Annotated in this window: 18 protein-coding genes and 2 pseudogenes; 12 read left to right on the top strand and 8 right to left on the bottom strand. The window is 62.2% G+C overall.

What is annotated here, in order from left to right; genetic code table 11:
- The first annotated feature begins 15 nt into the window (after positions 1 to 15).
- The 3 genes from APH27_RS04185 to sbcB all read left to right on the top strand — a co-directional run bounded on the left by APH27_RS04185 (position 16) and on the right by sbcB (position 2,369).
- Positions 16 to 402 carry a hypothetical protein gene (locus tag APH27_RS04185; protein ID WP_027917940.1) on the top strand — a complete coding sequence of 129 codons (387 nt, stop codon included), beginning with the start codon at positions 16 to 18 and terminating at the stop codon, positions 400 to 402.
- 124 nt (positions 403 to 526) lie between these two features.
- Positions 527 to 886 (top strand): PilZ domain-containing protein, encoded by a 360-nt coding sequence (locus tag APH27_RS04180; protein ID WP_027917939.1) that lies wholly within the window; start codon positions 527 to 529, stop codon positions 884 to 886.
- 46 nt (positions 887 to 932) lie between these two features.
- The gene (sbcB, locus tag APH27_RS04175) at positions 933 to 2,369 is read left to right on the top strand and encodes an exodeoxyribonuclease I (protein ID WP_060484063.1); all 1,437 of its coding nucleotides are present in this window, start codon (positions 933 to 935) and stop codon (positions 2,367 to 2,369) included.
- Positions 2,370 to 2,439: 70 nt separating this feature from the next.
- Here sbcB and mvaT read toward each other — a convergent pair whose 3' ends face one another.
- Complete coding sequence (mvaT, locus tag APH27_RS04170; protein WP_027917937.1) at positions 2,440 to 2,817, bottom strand: histone-like nucleoid-structuring protein MvaT; 378 nt, start codon at positions 2,815 to 2,817, stop codon at positions 2,440 to 2,442.
- A 296-nt stretch (positions 2,818 to 3,113) separates the two neighbouring features.
- Here mvaT and purU point away from each other — a divergent pair, with 296 nt between their 5' ends.
- Positions 3,114 to 3,965: a formyltetrahydrofolate deformylase gene (purU, locus tag APH27_RS04165; protein ID WP_023378897.1), complete on the top strand. Its 852-nt coding sequence runs from the start codon at positions 3,114 to 3,116 to the stop codon at positions 3,963 to 3,965.
- A 273-nt stretch (positions 3,966 to 4,238) separates the two neighbouring features.
- On the opposite strand, the gene APH27_RS04160 is transcribed toward purU, so the two are convergent.
- The 5 genes and pseudogenes from APH27_RS04160 to APH27_RS27080 all read right to left on the bottom strand — a co-directional run.
- A complete protein-coding gene (locus APH27_RS04160) occupies positions 4,239 to 5,231 on the bottom strand; it encodes a lysylphosphatidylglycerol synthase transmembrane domain-containing protein (protein WP_060484062.1) in 993 nt (330 codons plus the stop codon).
- A complete protein-coding gene (locus APH27_RS04155; RefSeq protein ID WP_060484061.1) occupies positions 5,228 to 5,992 on the bottom strand; it encodes a DUF2334 domain-containing protein in 765 nt (254 codons plus the stop codon). The genes APH27_RS04160 and APH27_RS04155 overlap by 4 nt, the downstream gene beginning before the upstream one ends.
- Positions 5,985 to 7,106 (bottom strand): glycosyltransferase family 1 protein, encoded by a 1,122-nt coding sequence (locus APH27_RS04150; protein WP_060484060.1) that lies wholly within the window; start codon positions 7,104 to 7,106, stop codon positions 5,985 to 5,987. The genes APH27_RS04155 and APH27_RS04150 overlap by 8 nt, the downstream gene beginning before the upstream one ends.
- Before the next feature lie 214 nt (positions 7,107 to 7,320).
- Positions 7,321 to 7,917, bottom strand: a pseudogene (locus tag APH27_RS27085) (methyl-accepting chemotaxis protein); the annotation flags it as partial.
- 261 nt (positions 7,918 to 8,178) lie between these two features.
- Positions 8,179 to 9,195, bottom strand: a pseudogene (locus APH27_RS27080) (cache domain-containing protein); the annotation flags it as partial.
- A 166-nt stretch (positions 9,196 to 9,361) separates the two neighbouring features.
- On the opposite strand from APH27_RS27080, the gene APH27_RS04140 reads away from it, so the two are divergent.
- Positions 9,362 to 10,837: a helicase HerA-like domain-containing protein gene (locus APH27_RS04140; protein ID WP_060484058.1), complete on the top strand. Its 1,476-nt coding sequence runs from the start codon at positions 9,362 to 9,364 to the stop codon at positions 10,835 to 10,837.
- A gap of 238 nt (positions 10,838 to 11,075) precedes the next feature.
- Here the strand turns inward: APH27_RS04140 and APH27_RS04135 are convergent, their stop codons facing one another.
- Both APH27_RS04135 and APH27_RS04130 read right to left on the bottom strand, forming a co-directional pair.
- Positions 11,076 to 12,548: an inorganic phosphate transporter gene (locus APH27_RS04135; protein ID WP_060484057.1), complete on the bottom strand. Its 1,473-nt coding sequence runs from the start codon at positions 12,546 to 12,548 to the stop codon at positions 11,076 to 11,078.
- A 315-nt stretch (positions 12,549 to 12,863) separates the two neighbouring features.
- Positions 12,864 to 13,064 (bottom strand): hypothetical protein, encoded by a 201-nt coding sequence (locus APH27_RS04130; protein WP_027917930.1) that lies wholly within the window; start codon positions 13,062 to 13,064, stop codon positions 12,864 to 12,866.
- A gap of 458 nt (positions 13,065 to 13,522) precedes the next feature.
- Between APH27_RS04130 and pcaR the strand changes: the two genes are divergently transcribed.
- The 7 genes from pcaR (at position 13,523) to pcaC (ending at position 21,436) form a co-directional block, all read left to right on the top strand.
- Positions 13,523 to 14,398 (top strand): pca regulon transcriptional regulator PcaR, encoded by an 876-nt coding sequence (gene pcaR, locus APH27_RS04125; protein ID WP_027917929.1) that lies wholly within the window; start codon positions 13,523 to 13,525, stop codon positions 14,396 to 14,398.
- Between the two features lie 292 nt (positions 14,399 to 14,690).
- The gene (locus APH27_RS04120; protein WP_027917928.1) at positions 14,691 to 16,034 is read left to right on the top strand and encodes an MFS transporter; all 1,344 of its coding nucleotides are present in this window, start codon (positions 14,691 to 14,693) and stop codon (positions 16,032 to 16,034) included.
- Positions 16,035 to 16,185: 151 nt separating this feature from the next.
- Complete coding sequence (gene pcaF / locus APH27_RS04115) at positions 16,186 to 17,391, top strand: 3-oxoadipyl-CoA thiolase (RefSeq protein WP_177326684.1); 1,206 nt, start codon at positions 16,186 to 16,188, stop codon at positions 17,389 to 17,391.
- Between the two features lie 187 nt (positions 17,392 to 17,578).
- Positions 17,579 to 18,868 carry an MFS family transporter gene (locus tag APH27_RS04110; RefSeq protein WP_060484056.1) on the top strand — a complete coding sequence of 430 codons (1,290 nt, stop codon included), beginning with the start codon at positions 17,579 to 17,581 and terminating at the stop codon, positions 18,866 to 18,868.
- A 9-nt stretch (positions 18,869 to 18,877) separates the two neighbouring features.
- Positions 18,878 to 20,230: a 3-carboxy-cis,cis-muconate cycloisomerase gene (locus APH27_RS04105; RefSeq protein ID WP_060484055.1), complete on the top strand. Its 1,353-nt coding sequence runs from the start codon at positions 18,878 to 18,880 to the stop codon at positions 20,228 to 20,230.
- Positions 20,231 to 20,241: 11 nt separating this feature from the next.
- On the top strand, positions 20,242 to 21,033 hold the full coding sequence (pcaD, locus tag APH27_RS04100; protein ID WP_060484054.1) for a 3-oxoadipate enol-lactonase: 792 nt from the start codon (positions 20,242 to 20,244) through the stop codon (positions 21,031 to 21,033).
- Between the two features lie 10 nt (positions 21,034 to 21,043).
- The gene (gene pcaC / locus APH27_RS04095; protein ID WP_012273983.1) at positions 21,044 to 21,436 is read left to right on the top strand and encodes a 4-carboxymuconolactone decarboxylase; all 393 of its coding nucleotides are present in this window, start codon (positions 21,044 to 21,046) and stop codon (positions 21,434 to 21,436) included.
- Positions 21,437 to 21,469 lie beyond the last annotated feature (33 nt).

Raw genomic sequence — 21,469 nt, 5'->3', positions numbered from 1 at the left:
CAAAGGAGATACCCCATGCGCGCCCTGATCGTAATTGCCCTGGCGGCCAGCACCGTCGGCTGCACCCGCTGGTCCATGGACCACCACCTGAACAACGCCTACCGTGCCTATGACCGTGGCGATTGTTCGAAGGTCATGCTGGAGTTGTCGCAGGTCGACCGCACCAGCCGTGCGCGGCCGTTCATCCACCCGGAAGTGTCGTTGCTGCGTGGCCAGTGCCTGGAGCGTGACAGGCTTTATGTGGATGCTGCGCAGACCTACGAGTACCTGATCCAGCAGTACCCAGGCAATGAATACGCCTATCGGGCCAAGGCGCGCCTGGAAACCTTGCAGAAGCTCGGGCACTACCGGGGTACAGAGGCGGCGGTGGTCAACCCGGTGAATACCCCCACTTGGCGTTAACACCAAGGTGTCTTTAATTTCACGGGATTTGCCTGGCACGCTGCGCTAATCTGTAACTCAGTTGTTACAACAACCGCCAGTACCTAGCATTCCTGGCACCTGGTACGGGATTGCACTTTCGATCATGTTCAACCAGCGCCATATCGAACGCCATCAGCTGCCTTGTGTGCTCAAGGTCTACAACCGCTTTACCGATCAGCCGATCGGTCAGCTGGGCAATGCCTCCGAAGACGGGATCATGTTGATCAGCTCGCTGCCGGTGCTGGTCGGCCCGGACTTCGAGCTGCAATTGCGTCTGCCGCTGGCCGGTGGCGGGTATCAGTTCATCAACCTGACCGCCAGTTGCCTGTGGTGCCGCGAAGACCAGACCCCGGGCCACTACGATTCCGGTTTCATGTTGCTGCAGGCGCCGCGCGAATACGAAGAATTCGTCCGCTCGCTGCGCGACTATTTCAGTTTCCGCCCCGCCAACGCTTCCGCCTGAGCCTGGCTCCGCTAAAATCGGGTCGACCTTGAAACAGGACGACCCCGTGACTACCAGCATCTTCTGGCACGACTACGAAACCACTGGCATCAACCCGCGCTGCGACCGGCCGCTGCAGGTCGCTGGTGTGCGCACCGATCTCGACCTCAACGAGATCGAAGACCCGATCAGCCTTTACTGCCACCCCTCGGACGATATTCTGCCGCACCCGGCCGCCTGCCTGGTCACCGGCATCACCCCCGAGCAACTCGCTCACCAGGGCCTGTGCGAAGCCGAGTTCATGACCCGGGTCCACCAGCAGCTGGCGCGCCCCGGCACATGCGGTGCCGGCTACAACACCCTGCGCTTCGACGACGAAGTGACCCGATACAGCCTCTACCGTAACTTCTTCGACCCCTACGCCCGCGAGTGGCAGGGTGGCAACAGCCGCTGGGACCTGATCGACGTGGTGCGCACCGCTTACGCCTTGCGCCCGGAAGGCATCGTCTGGCCGCAGCAGGATGGGCGCACCAGCCTGCGTCTGGAGTTGCTCAGCAAGGCCAATGGCATCGACCATGGGCATGCTCATGAAGCGCTTTCCGACGTACGGGCCACGATCGCTTTGGCGCGCCTGATAAGGCAGAAGCAGCCCAAGTTGTACGAGTGGCTGTTCCAGTTGCGCAGCAAGCACAAAGTGATGGAGCAGATTCGTCTATTGCAGCCGTTGGTGCATATATCCGGGCGTTTTTCTTCGGCGCGTAATTATCTGGGTGTGGTCTTGCCATTGGCCTGGCACCCGCGTAATCGCAATGCACTGATTGTGTGCGACCTGCATCAGGAAACCCTACCGTTAATAAGGGAAAGTGCCGAGGTACTGCGCGAGCGTTTGTACACGCGGCATGAGGAATTATCGGAAGGACAATTACCCGTCCCGCTCAAGTTGGTGCAGATCAATCGCTGCCCGGTAGTCGCTCCGCTCTCGGTATTGCGCCCTGCGGATCAGCAACGGCTGGGCATCGATCTGAAAGTGATTCAAACACGCGCTGAAGAGTTGGCTAATCAACAGCCGGCCTGGCAAGACAAGCTAGCGCATATCTACGGCAAGGAGGATTTCGCTGCGGTTGAAGACCCGGAACAACAGTTATATGACGGTTTCATCGGTGACCGCGACCGCCGCCTGTGCGAGCAAGTTCGCACGCTGGACCCTGCCCAGTTAGGGCACGGCCACTGGATGTTCGATGATCCGCGCCTGCCGGAGTTGTTGTTCCGTTATCGCGCCCGGAACTTCCCTGAAACCTTGAACAGTGAAGAGCGCCAGCGCTGGTATGGTTTCTGCCAGCAGCGTCTGAGCGACCCGCAGTGGGGGGCACCCAATACGCTGGGTGATTTCGAGCAGGCCAGGCGGGGGGCCTGGGCCAATGCTGACGAGGCTGGGCGGCGGGTGTTGGACGCCTGGGAGGTGCATGCCCGCAACTTGCGTGAGCAGTTTGCTATCAGCCTTTGACAGAGCAAACAAAAACGCCGGCAGCAGGCCGGCGTTTTTGTTTGTATATACAGCGCGTGGCTGTGGACAATCAGTCCAGCAGAGTCGCCCAGCTTTCAACCACATCGCCACCCCATTTGGCTTTCCATTCTTTCAGGGTCTTGTGGTTGCCGCCTTTGGTTTCGATGACTTCACCGTTGTGCGGGTTTTTGTATTGCTTGACCTTGCGCGCACGCTTGGTGGCGACAGGTTTCGCTGCACCGCGCGGGGCTTTGCTCAGTTTCGATTCTGGGTCGAGCAGGGCGATGACGTCGCGCAGCGACTTGGAGTATTCACCCATCAGCGTACGCAGTTTGCCTTCGAACTCCAGTTCTTTCTTCAGCTTGTCATCCTGAGACAGGTTGGCCAGGCGGGCCTGAAGTTCCTTGATGGCTTCTTCGGTAGCGCGGTACTCGTTGATCAGGGACATGGAGTGTTCCTTAATGCGTGTTCAGAAATGTGTAGGTCAATAATAGACAGGCGATACTCTCAAGTAAACATATTATTCGGGCGTTAACTGTTATTAACGCTGTGACAAAATATCTCAAGATTAAGAAAAATTTACATATGCCCTGCAATTGGCCCTGATTGTCATCAGGCTGTAGTCAGCCAAGCTCGCACGTAGCCTTTGCGGGCATGGCGCTACCGGCGGGCGCAATGATTACTGCGTTTTTCTGGTCGGGCCGCTAGAATGAGCGCCTTTGCGAAGTTCTGGAGTCTTAATTCATGCGCACCTATCGTCTGGTGATCGCCTGCCCCGACCGTGTTGGCATCGTGGCGAAAGTCAGTAATTTCCTGGCCTTGTACAATGGCTGGATCAACGAAGCCAGCCACCACTCCGATGAGCAGAGCGGCTGGTTCTTCATGCGCCATGAAATCCGTGCAGAATCGCTGCCATTTGGTATCGAGGCGTTCCGCGAAGCCTTCGCGCCTATCGCCGAAGAGTTCTCCATGACCTGGCGTATCACCGACTCGGCGCAGAAGAAGCGCGTGGTGCTGATGGCCAGCCGCGAATCACACTGCCTGGCCGACCTGCTGCACCGCTGGCACACCGATGAGCTGGATTGCGAGATCCCTTGTGTGATTTCCAACCACAACGACCTGCGCAGCATGGTCGAGTGGCACGGCATTCCGTTCTTCCACGTTCCGGTCGACCCCAAGGACAAGGCCCCGGCTTTTGCCGAAGTGTCGCGCCTGGTACAGGAGCACGCGGCTGACGTGGTGGTGCTGGCGCGCTACATGCAGATCCTGCCGCCGCAGCTGTGCCAGGACTATGCCGAGAAGGTCATCAACATCCACCACAGCTTCCTGCCGTCGTTCGTCGGTGCCAAGCCGTACCACCAGGCCGCCCTGCGAGGTGTGAAGCTGATCGGTGCGACCTGCCACTATGTGACTGAAGAGCTGGATGCCGGCCCGATCATCGAGCAGGACGTGGTGCGCGTGAGCCACGCCGACAGCATCGAAGACATGGTCCGCTTCGGCCGTGACGTCGAGAAGATGGTGCTGGCCCGCGGCCTGCGCTATCACCTGGAAGACCGCGTGCTGGTGCATGGCAACAAGACCGTGGTGTTCGACTGATCCATGTATGGGGCTGCTTTGCAGCCCTTTCGCGACACAAGGCCGCTCCTACAGGAAATCGCCTTCTGCTGTAGGAGCGGCCTTGTGTCGCGAAAGGGGCGCAAAGCGCCCCGACAATCGGGAGCGATACAGCAATGGCAAGTTCACGTAACAAACCCACTGCCTCACCCCCGCCCACCCTCGGCGAAGGCTGCCTGGCCCGCTACGACCCCGAAGCCCTGGGCGACGAAGACGGCACCGACTTCCCGGATGCCGCCGAGCTCTGGCGCCAGCTCAACCCGCCTGACGCCGCCAGCGCTCCAGCAGCGGGCGCGCCAGCAGGCAGACAAACACCGGCCCACCCGCCAGCAGATAAAAGTAGTAAGTGATCGCTCGCCAGATCAGGATCGCGGCTGCGGCGGTCGAACTGCCAACCAGCGGAGTCAGCAGACTTGCCGAGGTCAGCTCGGCGGCACCAGCGCCACCGGGCAGCAGGCTGAATTGCCCGGCGCTGAGCGACAGCATCTGCACCAGAAAGCTCGGGATCCACGACAGTTCCACCCCCAGACCTTGCAGCACCAGGTAAAGCACGCTGTAGCGCAGGCTCCAGTGCAAGCAGGTGAGGGCGAACACCATTGCCAAGGTTCGCTTGGGCAACTGCCAGGTCTGCGCCAGGGCGTCGATGAAATGCAGAACCTTACGTGCCCAGCGGCGCCTGCGTTTGCCAGGCATCCCCAACCGCTGCAGCACCCTCCCGTTGAAGCGCATCAGTGCACGCCGGTAACGCAGCAGCAGCACGATCGTGGCCAGGGCGGCGCACAGCAGCAACGCGCTGCCCAGCAGCATGCTTTGCTGGCTGCGTCCAAGGCTGTGGAACAGCGCATAACCGGCAATTGCCAGCATCGCGCAGAAGAAGAACAGCAGGTCGTTCAACTGATCCATGGCAAACACCGCACCGCTGCGGGCCGGCCCGATGCGGTCACGGGCGAGCAAGGCCATGAGGGTGACCGGCCCGCCGCTGCCTCCAGGGGTGGTGCAGATGGCGAACTCGGTTGCCATTACCACGCCCAGGCTACGTACATGGCCAAGCTGCGCACCTTGCTGGCCCAGTAGCAAGCGCAGGCGAATGGCATTGATCACCCAGCACAGCAGGATCATGCCCAGCAGGGCCAGCAACAGCCTGGTATCGAAGGCCATCAGCCTGGGCATCAGCTCGTTGCCGCCCAACAGTGTTGGCACCAGCAGGGCGCCTACCAGTGCCAGGGCCAGCCAGCCGACGCGGTTCATGCGATCACCTGGCGCTCCAGCCAGGTCGACTTGGTCAACGGCTCACGGCCTTGCAGCAGCAGGTTGTCGAGGGTGCGCAGCCAGTAGTTGCGCGACGAGCTGTGGCGCATGTCGACCGGGTGGAGGCCCAGGCGCAGGGTTTCGGCTGTGCGCAAGCGCCGACACTGCCAGTCGCAGACCACCCTCGACAGCCCACGGCGCCAGGCGCTGCGTGCGCTCCATACCAGGCCTGGCGCTTCATAGGCGGTGAAGTCAGGTAAACGATAAAGGTGCTGGGGCGTGCTGGTGTAGCGCAGCGGCAACTGGCTCAGCGCCTGTCGAGTGCCTTGGCTCATCAGCCAGGCCGGGGCGACGAAACCGGCCACCGGCCAGCCTTGCCGATCGAACACGGCCAGACCTTGTTCCAGGCGCTGCAGGGCTTGCGCCTGATCGAGGGCGTAGAACTCGCCTTCGTGGGTGTAGATACGCCGCATGAAGTATTCGCCGAGGTTGCGCGGTGGGGGGCCATCGTCGGCGTGGTAGAGGCCGTGCAGCGCCAGTTCGTCCCCCCGTGCCAGGCGCCGTTCGAGCAGGCGGCAGAAGGTCGGTGAGCGGGTCAACGGGTTGCGATGGTGGAAATCCGGCACCACCAGCCAGGTCATTGGCACATTGCCCATCTCGTCCACGGCCTGCACGAACGGCTGGTAGTCAGGCCAGGTTTCGGGCGCGATATCGTGCAGCACCAGCATCAGGCTGCCCGAGGCACTGCCGGGCTCAGCCATGGGCGCGCACCTGCGGTTGGTGGCCGAGCACGGCCTGGTAGTGTTGCAGCAGGCCAGCCACCACGTTGTCCCATGAATAGTGTTGCTCCACGTGCTGGCGGGCCTGGGCGCCGAGCTTGCGCACCCCGGCCTCGAACGCTTCGCGCACGGCCAGTGCCATGGCTTGGCCATCGTTGGCCCGGCACAGCCGCCCGCACTGTTCGTTGACGATTTCGCCAAATGCCCCGGCGCGTACGGCGACCACCGGGGTGGCGCTGGCCATGGCCTCGAGGATGACCAGGCCGAAAGTCTCCTGGTCGCCGGCGTGCACCAGCAGGTCGGCGCTGGCGACCAGGCGTGCGACCTCCTGCGGTGGGCGGAACTGGTCGATGACGCTGACGTTCTCGGGCACATTGGCGGGCATGTTCGAGCCGACCAGCAACAGGTGGTAGGGGCGCCCCAGGTGTTGCATGCATTCGAGCAGCACCGGCAGGTTCTTCTCGCGTGAACCGCGCCCGGCATAGATGAGCAGGCGGCTGGTATCGGCTATACCCAGCTGGGCCCGCAGCTGCGGGTCGCGATGGTCGGGGTGGAAGGTGTTCAGGTCGACACCCAGGCGCTGCACGTGCACGTCACGCACGCCAAGCCGGCGCAGCTTGTCGGCCATCACCAGGCTCGGCGCCAGTACCCGGTCGAAATTGCCATACAGCTTGCTGACATAGGCCTCGACATTGGGCGTGAACCAGTTGCCCATACGGTTGCTCACCAGCAGCGGCAGGTCGGAATGGTAGAAACCGATCACCGGCACATCGAGCTGGCGCCGGGCTTCCAGTGCGGCCCAGGCAGTGAGGTACGGGTCGCCGACTTCGATCAGGTCGGGCTTGAGCCGGCGCAGCACATTGCACCACGGCGCCAGGCGTACCGGGAAACGGTAGCCTTTGCCGAACGGCAAGGGCGGTGCGGGGACCTGGTAGATGCCATCGGCATCGCTGGCGCTGGCGCCGGGGATCAGGAGGCTGTGGTGTACGCCCGGAAGGGCGTCGAGGCGGTGGTGTTTGGCATCCAGATACGTCCGCACGCCGCCGCTGGCCGGGGCGTAGAACATGGTGATGTCGGCGATGTGCACGATCAGCATCCCTCCGGGATCGTCTTCGGGTCTGTCATCTGGTAATGACGCGCCTAAAGGTTGACCTTCCTGAAGGATAGTTTGTTCGATCGGGGTTGGGCGTGAGTGCAGTGCTGGATTCTTCGCGGCTAAAGCCGCTCCCAGAGCGATCACCTCGGCCTGGAGGGCAAGGAGATCCTGTGGGAGCGACTTTAGCCGCGAAGCAGGCGACGCGGTTTGACGGTCAGATGCGGAAGCTGCCGACCAGGTGTTTCAGGCGGGTGGCTTGCTGCTCAAGGTCCGAGCAGGCGCGCAGGGTGGCCTGCAGGTTCTCGACGCCCTCCTGGTTGAGCATGTTGATCTCGTTGATGTCCATGTTGATCGAGTCGACCACCGCGGTCTGCTCTTCGGTGGCGGTGGCCACCGACTGGTTCATGCCGTCGATCTCGCCGATGCGCACGGTCACGCTGTCCAGGCGTTCGCCGGCCTGGTTGGCAATCTGCATGCTGTCCTGGCTGTGGCGCTGGCTCTGGCCCATGGTGTCGACCGACTCGCGGGCACCGACCTGCAGCTCTTCGATCATGGTCTGCACCTGCTGTGCCGACTCCTGGGTGCGGTGCGCCAGGTTGCGTACCTCGTCGGCGACCACGGCAAAACCACGCCCTGCTTCACCGGCGCGCGCCGCTTCGATCGCTGCGTTGAGCGCCAGCAGGTTGGTCTGCTGGGAAATGCTGGTGATCACTTCGAGGATTTGGCCGATGTTCACGGTCTTGCTGTTGAGCGTCTCGATGTGCGCGCTCGAGGTGACGATCAGGTCGGACAGGCGGTTCATCGCTGCGATGTTGCGCTCTACCACCTGCTGGCCTTCTTCGGCCAGCAGGCGCGCGGAACTGGCGTGCTGAGAGGCCTGGGCGGCATTGCCGGCGATTTCCTGGGCGGCGGCGCCCAGTTCGTTGATGGCTGCGGCGACGCTGTTGGTGCGGTTGGACTGCTCGTCGGAATTGGCCATGGACGAATTCGAGGCGCTGATGACGCGCAGGGCCACTTCATTGACCTGCTCGGTCGCCGACGAGACTTCACGAATCGAACCGTGGATACGTTCGACGAAGCGGTTGAAGGCTTTGCCGAGGATGCCAAATTCATCGTGATTGTGGATGTTCAGGCGCTTGGTGAGGTCGCCTTCACCTTCGGCGATGTCCTCCATGGCGCGGGTCATGGTGTGCAGTGGCTGCATCAGCACGCGGATAAGCAGGCCGAGCAAGCCAATGATGATCACCACGGCCACCAATGTGGCGATCACCGCCGAGGTGCGGAAGGTGCTGAGCATGGCAAAGGCCTTGTCCTTGTCTACCGACAGGCCGATGTACCAGTTGGCCGATGGCAGGCCCTTGATCGGGGTGAAGGTCAGCAGGCGGGCCTGGCCATTGGCGTCGACTTCGGTCAGCTCACCGGACAGTTTCGGCGTGTGCTGCGGGAACAGGTCCGACAGCGACTTCATCACCAGCTCCTTGTCCGGGTGGACCAAGATCTTGCCCTGGTCGTTGACCAGGAACGCATAACCCATGCCGCCGAAGTTCAGCGAATTGATGATCTGCACCAGGCCATCGAGAGCAAGGTCGCCACCGACCACGCCGACGCTGCCGGAAACCTTGCTGAGGATGCCGATGACCATCTTGTTGGTGGTCAGGTCGATGTAGGGTTCGGTGAGAATCGCACCTTGGGCATTCATGCCGTCCTTGTACCAGGGGCGGGTGCGCGGGTCGTAGCCCTCGGGCATCTTGGCGTCCGGGCGCACGCTGAAACCACCATCGACCTTGCCCAGGTAAACAGTGAGGAAGCTCGAGATCAGGGCATTCTGGCCCATGAGTGTTTCGGCATTGGACGGTTGCTGGGCAATGTTCTGCGCCAGGTTTTCCACCAGCTTGATACGGCCATCGAACAGGTTGCGGATGTTGGTCGAAGTGGATTCGCCCATTTCAGCCAGATAATTCTCCAGATTCTCGCGGATCGCATTACGCTGGAGGTAATCGTTGTAAAGGGTGAACAGGCTGAAGGCGAGTATCACAATCAATGATGCAGCCAAAAGGATCTTGTGGCTGAAACGCAGGTTTTTGTTCATGGCGTAATCGGTTCCGCTAAGGTTTTTATCGGGCGTTCGCACGGTATCGCTGCAAACAGTGCACCATCCCGAAAAGTCCTTTTTCGGTTGCTCCTGTCTATTAAGGCGAATATCACCCAAAGGTATCGGCCGAATTAAGCTAAAGCTTGAGCGGGGGAATAAAGAGATGTCGGAAACTTCGACCATAGTTGTAGGCGCTGACCCGAGCGGTCAGCCAGTGCAGCAAGCCATGCGCCTGGCCAATCGCCACGGCCTGGTCGCCGGGGCTACCGGTACTGGCAAGACCGTGACTCTGCAGCACCTGGCGGAAGTGTTCAGCGATGCCGGCGTGGCGGTGTTCGCCGCAGATGTCAAAGGCGACCTGTGTGGCCTGGGGGCGGCAGGCGCGCCACAAGGCAAGGTGGCTGAGCGAATCGCTGGCATGCCTTGGCTTGGGCATGTGCCACGGGCCTATCCGGTGTCGCTCTGGGAGGTGGCCGGGCAGCTTGGCCACCCTTTGCGCACAACCCTCAGCGAAATGGGCCCGTTGTTGCTCGGTAATCTGCTGGAGTTGACCGACAGTCAGCAGGCAGCGCTGTATGCGGCGTTCAAGGTGGCGGATCGTGAAGGCTTGCTGCTGCTCGACCTGAAAGACCTCAAGGCCTTGTTGGCGCATCTGAAGGACAACCCGCAACTGCTCGGCGAAGACAGCGCATTGATGACCACTGGCTCGACCCAGGCCTTGCTGCGCCGGCTGGCAACCCTGGAGCAGCAAGGTGCCGAGGCGTTGTTTGGTGAACCGGCGCTGCAACTGGAAGATCTGCTGCGGCCAGATGCCGATGGCCGTGGGCGCATTCACCTGCTTGATGCCAGCCGGCTGGTGCATGAAGCGCCGAAGGTTTACGCCACCTTCCTGCTATGGCTACTGGCTGAACTGTTCGAGCAGCTGCCGGAGCGCGGTGATGCCGACAAGCCTGTGCTGGCGCTGTTTTTCGATGAGGCGCACCTGTTGTTCAACGGCACGCCGAAAGCGTTGCAGGACCGGCTGGAGCAGGTGGTGCGGCTGATTCGTTCCAAGGGGGTTGGGGTGTATTTCGTCACCCAATCGCCGAGCGATCTGCCCGATAGCGTCCTGGCCCAGTTGGGTTTGCGCATTCAGCATGGCCTGCGTGCCTTTACCGCCAAAGAACAGAAGTCGCTCAGGGCTGTGGCTGATGGCTTTCGCCCCAACCCGGCGTTCGACAGCCTTGCGGTGTTGACCGAGCTGGGGATTGGCGAGGCGCTGGTCGGCACTTTGGAAGAGAAGGGGACGCCGGCGATGGTCCAACGGGTACTGATCGCGCCACCGCAATCGCGGATCGGCCCATTGAGTGCGGCCGAACGCAGTGCATTGATCGCGGCTTCACCTCTGCTGGGGCGCTACGACAAGGCGATCGACCGGGAGTCGGCGTATGAAATGCTGACCCAGCGTAAAGGTGAGCCAGTGGAGCCGGCGCCAGTGCCGAAGGCGGATGAAGAGAGTTTCGCTGACAAGGCGGGCGATTTTTTGCAGAGCGCGGCGGGGCAGGCGATCAAGTCGGCGGTGCGCCAGGCGGCCAATCAGTTTGGGAGGCAACTGGTGCGAGGGTTGATGGGGTCGTTGCTGGGTGGCAAGAAAAAGTGATTGGCATGGCTGTGCGGTCTTTGTAGGAGCGGCCTTGCCGGGGCGCCGGACCGGTCGGAAAGGGCCGCAAAGCGGCCCCGACAATCTGTGCTGTTGCATAAATCCCGGGGCCGCTACGCAGCCCTTTCCGACCGGTCCGGCGCCCCGGCAAGGCCGCTCCTACAGCGGACGCGTCACGGCAGGAATGATGGCCACGAAAAAGGCGCCCTGGGGCGCCTTTTCAGTGCAGCGCAATCGCTCAGGCCAGTGCCTTGGATGCGAGCCAGAACAGGCCGGCCGCCAGGCCCATCGAGGCCGGCAGGGTCAGAACCCAAGCCAGCAGGATGGTTTTCACGGTGCCGCCTTGCAGGCCGCTCTTGTTGGCGACCATGGTGCCGGCAACGCCGGATGACAGCACATGGGTGGTCGACACCGGCAGGGCGAACACGTTGGCCATGCCGATGGCACAGGCCGCGGTGATTTGTGCCGACATGCCCTGGGCATAGGTCATGCCCTGCTTGCCGATCTTCTCGCCGACGGTCAGTACCACACGCTTCCAGCCCACCATGGTGCCCAGGCCCAAGGCCAGGGCAACGGCCACGATCACCCAGAACGGGGCGTATTCGGTGGTGGCGGTCAGGTCCTTGCGCAGTTTCTCGAGGTCGGCCTTTTCACGGGCGTCCAGGCCAGGCAGCTTGCCTACCTTCTTCGCGGTGTCATCCAGGCACAGCAGGTAGCGGCGCACTTCAACACGCTTTTCGGCATCCAGCGCGTGGTAGTCGGTCACCCCTTGCAGCGAGGACTGCAGGGCGGCGATGGTCGGTTCGGTTTGCTGCGGGTTGCAGCTGAACTGCTCAGGCAGGTCGGTCGACTTGGCCTTGCCCAGTGCCAGGAACTCGCCGAGGGTGGCGGCGTTGCGCTGGTAGAACTGGCTCATGTGCAAGGTGGCGTCGCGGGTGCGCTCGATCTGGTAGGTGGTGCTGTTCAGGTCGAGAACGAACTTGGCCGGGACGATACCGATCAGCACCAGCATGATCAGGCCGATGCCTTTCTGGCCATCGTTGGAACCGTGCACGAAGCTCACGCCCATGGCCGAAATCACCAGTACCAGGCGGTTCCAGAACGGTGGGTGTTTCTTGTCGTCGAGTTTGCGGCGTTGTTCCGGCGTCTTGTGCATCTTCGACAGCGGGCGCCACCACTTCAGGCCGATCAGCACCAGCGCGGCGACAGCGAAGCCGGCGATCGGCGAGACCACAAGCGACATGGCGATGTCGATCGCCTTCTGCCAGTTGACGCCATCGCCCAGCGGGATGTCGTTGATCAGGGCGTTGGCCAGGCCCACGCCGAGGATCGAGCCGATCAGGGTGTGCGAGCTGGAAGCGGGGATGCCGAAGTACCAGGTACCGAGGTTCCAGGTGATGGCGGCGGCCAGCAACGAGAAGACCATGGCCAGGCCATGCCCGGTATTCACATTGATCAGCAGTTCGACCGGCAGCAGGTGCACGATGGCGTAGGCCACCCCGACACCGCCGAGCAGAACGCCGAGGAAGTTGAACACCCCGGAGAAGAACACGGCCAGGTGTGGTGGCATGGCTTTGGTATAGATGACGGTGGCTACCGCGTTCGCGGTGTCATGAAAGCCATTGATGAACTCGAATGCGAGCACGAAGGTCAGGGCGAGCAGCAGGCTCACCAATACCCAGGCATCCAGTCCGCTGAATAAATCGATCATGAAGGTTGTCTGGCGGTCATAGGGGGGCGGGATTATGCCAGAAAACCTTGGCAATCGATGCACCCACAGCTGACCGATGGCAGCGTTGTGAGCGTCCTCTCAGCCAGGAAGTTGAAGTGATCTGGCAGAAAAAGTTCCGTAAAAAAGCCTGAAATTTACGAAAAATCGTCAAATCTCTGAAAAAATCTCGGCGTCATATCGCTTCAAACGAGTGTATGAAATTTGTGTAATTCCATTTCATCCTCGGCCTTTCGGTAAAGATCGTCCGCGTCGTGGGCGCCAGGCCCGCGACGTGATGGCGGTACAGAAGGCAACTCAGGGCTGCTCGCTGCGCAGTTCCTTTTCCATCTTTTCCAGTTCCTGGCTGAATGCCTGGTCCTGAACGGTTGCACGTTTGCGCCAGGGTTTGCGTTCTGGCTCTGGTTGTGCGGCATAGGTGGTGACTTCACCACCGTAAACTTCCTTGTAACGTTCTGCCTGGCGCTCGAGTTCCGCGCGCAGTTCATCTTTCGTCACAGTAATACCTGAATAAGTAGTAATGGCTGGTGTTGTGCGCAGGTGCAAGTTGCCCATGCACATGACGTGCTGGTTGGCGGATGAAAGCCGGGCCAGTGTTCCATTGCCGGAGTGTCGATCCGGGCCAGCGGAATCGATTATAGCAATCGGTAAATCGCCAAAGCGGGTTATTTATGCAACGGCGTACAAAGTTTCCAGGCCAGCGGCGGCCTGTACACACTTTGAGCACGCAGTGCCTGCAATAGTTCGCTGGGGTTATGCCGCAAATTAGAAATAAAACGGCCCCGCACGAGGCGAGGCCGTTGCCTGGGGACTTCTACGGTGGGTACCTGACCAGTCTCTCCAAAGAAGCCACATGTGGCAGGAGAAAGGTATAAGTAAATTTGTCGGCGGTCAATTGCGATTATCGGCCGTTCGTTCGATAATCGCACGAGCCAGCGATTTTTTTGAGGTGAGCGATGAGTGACGAAACCACGGCCAACGAATCTGCCAATCCAGAAGCGTCCCGCCCGAGCGCACCTGCGCTGGCGCCGCCGATCGTGGCTTCACCGGCCAAGCGCATCCAGGCATTTACCGGTGACCCGGACTTCATGACCTCCCTGGCGCGTGGCCTGGCAGTGATCCAGGCCTTCCAGGAGCGCAAGCGCCACCTGACCATCGCGCAGATCAGCCACCGCACCGAGATTCCCCGGGCCGCCGTGCGCCGCTGCCTGCATACACTGATCAAGCTTGGTTACGCCACCACCGATGGGCGTACCTATTCGCTGTTGCCGAAAGTGCTGACCCTGGGCCATGCCTATCTGTCGTCAACGCCTCTGGCGGTGTCGGCCCAGCCCTATCTGGACCGCATCAGCGACCAGTTGCACGAAGCTGCCAACATGGCCACTCTCGAGGGCGATGACATCCTTTATATAGCCCGTTCGGCCACGGTGGAGCGGCTGATATCGGTCGACCTGTCGGTCGGTGGGCGGTTGCCGGCCTATTGCACATCCATGGGGCGCATCCTGCTGGCGGCGATGGACGACACCAGCTTGCGCGAATACCTCGACCGTGCCGACCTCAAGGCTCGGACCAGCCGTACCCTGAATGACCCCGAGTCGTTGTTCGCCTGCATCCAGCAAGTGCGGGAGCAGGGCTGGTGTGTGGTTGACCAGGAGCTGGAGCAGGGGCTGCGGTCGATCGCGGTGCCTATCTATGATGCGTCCGGGCAGGTGTTGGCGGCGCTGAACGTGAGCACCCATGTCGGGCGGGTGACGCGTAGCGAACTGGAGCAGCGCTTCCTGCCGATCCTGCTGGCGGCCAGCCGCGACCTTTGCCATCAATTGTTCGGTTGACGGTGTGAACGACACTGTTTCCTGTTCGATAAACGCACAGTGTCGCTCCGGGTGAATTGCGCCACCCTCAATCGCTGATTAATGTCTCTCGCAACGGTCGGCACTGCCGACCGATACAAGAAAAACATAAGAGGCGCATCCCATGACCACTGTCACTCGACTGCTACGGCCGCACCCGTTTGCAGTGCCGTTGTATCCAGGCTGATTCAGGCCGCACTTCATCGATATTCAAGCCCTGTACTGTTGACTCAAGTGCAGTGGCGCGACCGTGCTCCCTTTCTGGATAACAACAATGAACCAACCACATTCTGTCGGGAACAATCTCGACGTCCAGTCGTTCATCAATGAACAACCGCTGTCGCGCTATCAGTGGCGCGTGGTGATCCTCTGTTTTCTGATCGTCTTCCTCGATGGCCTCGATACCGCGGCCATGGGCTTCATCGCGCCTGCCTTGTCGCAGGAGTGGGGCATCGACCGCGCCAGCCTCGGCCCGGTGATGAGTGCCGCGTTGATCGGCATGGTATTCGGGGCCTTGGGCTCCGGGCCGCTGGCCGACCGTTTCGGGCGCAAGGGTGTGCTGGTCGGTGCGGTGCTTGTGTTCGGTGGTTTCAGCCTGGCTTCGGCCTATGCCGGCAACGTCGATCAGTTGCTGGTGCTGCGCTTTCTGACTGGCCTGGGTTTGGGGGCCGGTATGCCCAATGCCACCACGCTGCTGTCCGAATACACCCCTGAGCGCCTCAAGTCGCTGCTGGTGACCAGCATGTTCTGCGGCTTCAACCTCGGCATGGCCGGTGGCGGTTTCATCTCTGCGAAGATGATCCCGGCTTACGGCTGGCACAGCCTGCTGGTGATCGGTGGTGTGTTGCCGCTGCTGCTGGCCGTGGTGCTGATGGTCTGGCTGCCAGAGTCGGCGCGCTTCCTGGTGGTGCGCAACCGGGGTAACGACAAGGTGCGCAAGACCCTGGCGCCGATCGCGCCGGCAGTGGTGGCGCAGGCGGCAAGCTTCAGCGTGCCAGAGCAGAAGGCCGTGGCTGCACGCAACGTGTTTGCGGTGATCTTCTCCGGGACTTACGGCCTGGGCACGGTATTGCTGTGGCTGACCTACTTCATGGGCCTGGTTATCGTCTATCTGCTGACCAGCTGGTTGCCAACGCTGATGCGCGACAGCGGCGCAAGCATGGAGCAGGCAGCCTTCATTGGTGCGCTGTTCCAGTTTGGCGGTGTACTCAGCGCGGTGGCGGTAGGTTGGGCCATGGACCGCTTCAATCCGCACAAGGTCATCGGCATCTTCTACTTGCTGGCCGGGGTGTTTGCCTACGCCGTGGGCCAGAGCCTGGGCAACATCACCGTACTTGCCACTTTGGTGCTGGTCGCCGGCATGTGCGTGAACGGCGCACAGTCGGCCATGCCGTCGCTGGCCGCGCGTTTCTACCCGACCCAAGCGCGCGCCACAGGCGTATCGTGGATGCTGGGTATCGGCCGCTTCGGCGCCATCCTCGGGGCCTGGAGCGGCGCGACGCTGCTGGGCTTGGGCTGGAATTTCGAGCAGGTATTGACCGCACTCTTGGTGCCGGCGGCGTTGGCGACGGTGGGCGTGATCGTCAAAGGGCTGGTGAGCCACGCCGACGCGACCTGACAAGCGTGGGGCTGCGCAGCAGTCAGCCCCAGAACCGAAGGCGGGTGTAACATTTTGTTCGATAATCGCACGAATAGTCGATTATCGAATTGTAAGCAACCCCTCTGTCTCCTTAATCTGGGCTCAACGTAGCACCCCTGGCAGGAGAAGCCTGATGCGTGAAGTATTTATCTGTGACGCCATCCGCACCCCGATCGGCCGCTTCGGCGGCTCCCTGGCAGGCGTGCGGGCCGACGACCTGGCGGCCGTGCCGCTGAAGGCGCTGATCGAACGTAATCCGTCGGTTCAGTGGGACCAGCTGGACGAAGTGTTTTTCGGCTGCGCCAACCAGGCCGGTGAAGACAACCGCAACGTCGCACGCATGGCCCTGCTGCTGGCCGGGCTGCCGGAGAGCATCCCGGGCGTGACCCTGAACCGCCTGTGCGCTTCGGGCATGGACGCTATCGGCACTGCCTTCCGCGCGATTGCCAGCGGCGAGATGGAGTTTGTGATTGCCGGCGGCGTCGAGTCGATGTCCCGTGCACCGTTCGTCATGGGCAAGGCCGAAAGCGGTTACTCGCGCAACATGAAGCTCGAAGACACCACCATCGGCTGGCGTTTCATCAACCCGTTGATGAAGAGCCAGTACGGCGTCGACGCCATGCCGGAAACTGCCGACAACGTGGCTGACGACTACAAGGTTTCCCGCGCTGACCAGGACGCTTTCGCCCTGCGCAGCCAGCAGAAGGCCGCTGCCGCCCAGGCTGCCGGTTTCTTCGCCGAAGAGATCGTGCCGGTGCGCATCGCGCACAAGAAGGGCGAAACCGTCGTCGAGCGTGACGAGCACCTGCGCCCAGAGACCACGCTGGAAGCGCTGACCAAGCTCAAGCCAGTCAACGGCCCGGACAAGACGGTCACCGCTGGCAACGCCTCGGGTGTCAACGACGGCGCTGCGGCATTGATCCTGGCTTCGGCCGAAGCGGTGAAGAAGCATGGCCTGACTCCACGTGCTCGCGTACTGGGCATGGCCAGCGCCGGTGTTGCCCCGCGTGTCATGGGCATCGGCCCGGTGCCAGCGGTGCGCAAGCTCACCGAGCGCCTGGGTGTGGCAGTGAACGATTTCGACGTCATCGAGCTTAACGAAGCCTTCGCCAGCCAAGGCTTGGCGGTGCTGCGTGAGCTGGGTGTGGCCGACGATGCGCCGCAGGTGAACCCTAACGGTGGCGCAATCGCCCTGGGCCACCCGCTGGGCATGAGCGGTGCGCGCCTGGTGCTGACGGCGCTTCACCAGCTGGAGAAGAGCGGTGGCCGCAAGGGCCTGGCAACCATGTGTGTGGGTGTTGGCCAAGGTCTGGCGTTGGCGATCGAGCGGGTTTGATCGGTTTCGGCCTCTTCGCGGGTGAACCCGCTCCCACAGGGGGAACCACGCCTCCCTTTGTGGGAGCGGGCTCACCCGCGAAGAGGTCGGCACTTACGACACAAGGCCAATTGCCAGCCCGCAAGCGGAACGAGTGTGTTACTAGGTATGTCTAGACTTACCTAGGACCCTCCAGGAGTAAACCGTCATGACCTCAAGCTATTACACCGGTGAAGAGCGCAGCAAGCGCATCTTCGCTATCGTCGGTGCCTCTTCGGGCAACTTGGTGGAATGGTTCGACTTCTACGTCTATGCCTTCAGCGCGATCTACTTCGCGGCCTCTTTCTTCCCCTCCGACGACCCCACCGTGCAGTTGCTCAACACGGCCGGTGTATTTGCTGCAGGCTTCCTGATGCGCCCGATCGGTGGCTGGATCTTCGGCCGCCTGGCCGACCGCCACGGCCGCAAGAATTCCCTGATGATCTCGGTGCTGATGATGTGCTTCGGCTCCTTGATGATCGCCTGCCTGCCGACCTATTCGAGCATCGGTGCCTGGGCTCCGGCGCTGCTGTTGCTCGCGCGGCTGATCCAGGGCCTGTCGGTGGGGGGTGAATATGGCACCACCGCGACCTACATGAGTGAAGTGGCCCTGAGCGGCCAGCGCGGCTTCTACGCGTCGTTCCAGTATGTGACCCTGATCGGCGGCCAGTTGCTGGCAGTGCTGGTGGTGGTGATCATGCAGCAACTGCTGAGCGAGGAAGAGCTGCGCGCCTGGGGCTGGCGCATTCCGTTTGTGGTCGGTGCCATCGCGGCGCTGATCTCGCTGATGCTACGCCGCTCGCTGCACGAGACCAGCAGCGCCGAAACCCGCAAGGACAAGGACGCCGGCACCATCAAGGGGCTGTTCCGCAACCACACCGCAGCATTCATCACCGTGCTTGGCTACACGGCCGGTGGCTCGCTGATCTTCTACACCTTCACCACCTACATGCAGAAGTACCTGGTCAACACGGCCGGCATGCATGCGAAGACCGCCAGTTACGTGATGACCGGGGCGCTGTTCCTGTACATGGTGATGCAGCCGTTCTTCGGCATGCTTTCCGACCGCATCGGCCGTCGCAACTCGATGCTGCTGTTCGGTGCGCTGGGCACCCTCTGCACGGTACCGCTGCTGATGGCGCTTAAGACCGTGAGCAACCCATTCATGGCCTTCGTGCTGATTACCCTGGCACTGTGCATCGTCAGTTTCTACACCTCGATCAGTGGCCTGGTGAAAGCCGAGATGTTCCCGCCGCAGGTCCGTGCGCTGGGCGTGGGCCTGGCTTACGCGGTGGCTAACGCGGCGTTTGGTGGGTCGGCCGAGTACGTGGCCCTGGGCCTGAAGACCATGGGCATGGAAAACACCTTCTACTGGTACGTGACGGCCATGATGGCAATCGCCTTCCTGTTCAGCCTGCGCCTGCCGAAGCAGGCGGAATACCTGCACCATGATGATTAAGGACGTTGCATGAGCAACCAACTGTTCGACGCCTACTTCACTGCCCCGGCCATGCGCGAAGTGTTCTCCGACCGTGGCCGCCTGCAGGGCATGCTCGACTTCGAAGCCGCGCTGGCCCGTGCTGAGGCCGCGGCCGGCCTGGTGCCGCACACTGCCGTGGCGGCTATCGAGGCAGCCTGCCAGGCTGAACGCTACGACGTGCGCGCCCTGGCCGATGCCATTGCCACCGCTGGCAACTCGGCGATCCCGCTGGTCAAGGCGCTGGGCAAGGTGATCGCCAGTGGCGTGCCCGAAGCCGAGCGCTACGTGCACTTGGGCGCCACCAGCCAGGATGCGATGGATACCGGGCTGGTGCTGCAGTTGCGTGATGCATTGGCGCTGATCGAAACCGACCTCGGCAAGCTGGCCGACACCCTGGCCCGCCAGGCCCTGCAGCATGCCGATACGCCCCTGGTTGGGCGTACCTGGCTGCAGCATGCCACCCCAGTAACCCTGGGCATGAAGCTGGCAGGTTTGCTCGGTGCCTTGACGCGCCATCGCCAGCGCCTGCAGGAACTGCGCCCGCGCCTGTTGGTGCTGCAGTTCGGCGGAGCCTCCGGCAGCCTGGCGGCGCTGGGAAGCAAAGCCATACCGGTTGCTGAGGGCCTGGCCGAACAACTCAAGCTGACCTTGCCTGAGCAGCCGTGGCATACCCAGCGTGACCGCCTGGTGGAGTTCGCTTCAGTGCTGGGCCTGATAGCCGGCAGCCTGGGCAAGTTCGGCCGCGATGTCAGCCTGCTGATGCAGACAGAAGCCGGTGAGGTGTTCGAGCCTTCCGCGCCGGGCAAGGGTGGTTCATCGACCATGCCGCACAAGCGCAACCCGGTCGGTGCTGCGGTGCTGATCGGCGCCGCCACCCGCGTGCCGGGGCTGCTGTCGACACTGTTTGCGGCCATGCCCCAGGAGCACGAGCGCAGCCTCGGCCTGTGGCATGCCGAATGGGAAACCTTGCCAGACATCTGCTGCCTTGTCTCTGGCGCCCTGCGCCAGGCCCAGGTGATCGCCGAAGGCATGGAGGTGGATGCCGAGCGCATGCGCCGCAACCTAGACCTGACCCAGGGCCTGGTGCTGGCCGAAGCCGTGAGTATCGTGCTCGCCCAGCGCCTGGGCCGAGACCGTGCCCACCACTTGCTGGAGCAGTGCTGCCAGCGTGCCGTGGCCGAACAGCGCCACCTGCGCGCCGTACTGGGTGACGAGCCGCAGGTCAGTGCCGAACTGAGCGCCGAAGAACTCGACCGCCTGCTCGACCCTGCCCATTATCTTGGCCAGGCCCGCGTCTGGGTGGCGCGCGCCGTGGCTGAACATCAACGTTTGACTGCCTGAAGGAGATCGCTGTGGCGCACTTGCAACTGGCCGATGGCGTACTGAACTACCAACTCGATGGCCCGGCCGATGCTCCGGTGCTGGTTCTGTCCAACTCGCTGGGTACCGACCTGGGCATGTGGGACAGCCAGATTCCGCTGTGGAGCGAACATTTCCGCGTGCTGCGCTATGACACTCGTGGCCACGGTGCTTCGCTGGTCAGTGAAGGCCCGTACAGCATCGAACAACTGGGCCAGGATGTACTGGCGCTGCTTGACGCCCTGGACATCCAGCACGCGCACTTCGTCGGCCTGTCCATGGGCGGCCTGATCGGCCAGTGGCTGGGCATCAATGCCGGCGCGCGCCTGCACAGCCTGACCCTGTGCAACACTGCCGCCAAGATCGCCAACGACGAGGTGTGGAACACCCGTATCGACACCGTGCTCAAAGGCGGCCAGCAAGCCATGGTCAACCTGCGCGATGCTTCCATCGCCCGCTGGTTCACCCCAGCATTTGCCGAGCAACAGCCGCAAGAGGCCCAGCGCATCTGCCATATGTTGGCGCAGACCCGTCCCGAGGGCTATGCCGCCAACTGCGCGGCCGTGCGTGACGCCGACTTCCGCGAGCAACTGGGCCGCATCCAGGTAGCGACGCTGATCGTCGCCGGTAGCGAAGATGTGGTCACCACACCGGAGCATGGCCGTTTCATGCAGGCCGGTATCATCGGTGCCACTTACGCCGAGTTCCCGGCGGCGCACCTGTCCAACGTCGAGATTGGCGAGCCGTTCAGCCGCCGCGTGCTCGACTTCCTGCTGGCTCGCTGAGGACTTGGCCATGGATGAGAAACAACGTTACGACGCCGGCATGCAGGTTCGCCGCGCTGTGCTGGGCGATGCCCATGTGGACCGCAGCCTGGAGAAGCTCAACGACTTCAACGGCGAGTTCCAGGAAATGATCACCCGGCACGCCTGGGGCGACATCTGGACCCGCCCCGGCCTGCCACGGCACACCCGCAGCCTGATCACCATTGCCATGCTGATCGGCATGAACCGCAACGATGAACTGAAGCTGCACCTGCGCGCGGCGGCTAACAACGGCGTGACCCGCGACGAGATCAAGGAAGTGCTGATGCAGAGCGCGATCTACTGCGGCATTCCGGCGGCCAATGCCACTTTCCACATGGCCGAGTCCGTGTGGGATGAGCTCGGGGTTGAATCGAGGTCCTGAGCCTGCTCATGCCCTGTAGGAGCGCCCCGGCAA

The organism is Pseudomonas sp. NBRC 111123 (assembly GCF_001320205.1).
GTDB classification, from domain to species: Bacteria; Pseudomonadota; Gammaproteobacteria; order Pseudomonadales; family Pseudomonadaceae; genus Aquipseudomonas; species Aquipseudomonas putida_J.
The sequence above is the reverse complement of the archived record's forward strand: the minus strand, read 5'-3'. Positions and strand labels throughout refer to the sequence as shown.